This window comes from Shewanella electrica (assembly GCF_022321485.1).
In the GTDB taxonomy this organism is placed as follows: domain Bacteria; phylum Pseudomonadota; class Gammaproteobacteria; order Enterobacterales; family Shewanellaceae; genus Shewanella; species Shewanella electrica.
Genome location: NZ_JAKOGG010000762.1, coordinates 1 through 236 on the forward strand (window position 1 = coordinate 1; position 236 = coordinate 236).

General features: G+C 50.4%; 1 protein-coding gene. It reads right to left on the reverse strand.

Annotated features, from left to right (window positions below; all coding sequences use genetic code 11):
* Window positions 1-236 (reverse strand): hypothetical protein (locus L9G74_RS22020; RefSeq protein ID WP_238899072.1); only part of this gene is annotated, 236 nt, incomplete at both ends.

The window sequence follows — 236 nt, forward strand, 5'->3', positions numbered from 1 at the left end:
TGGTCAAATCGTTGTACATCTTCAACGAATCGATGATGTCATTATTGGAGATCGTGTTGACCCGGTAAAAAGACTTTTGTGCCAGGCCCTGATTTAGGCCCCCGTAGCGCTGGCTGGTAATTGCCTGGTACTGGCCCCGGGTGAGCATGTCATTGGCAAAGCCACCGTTATAGGGTAAGGCAGCGTACAGGGCGTTAAAGCAGACGTTAGCTAAGATTACCCCTAATAGCCAGCGT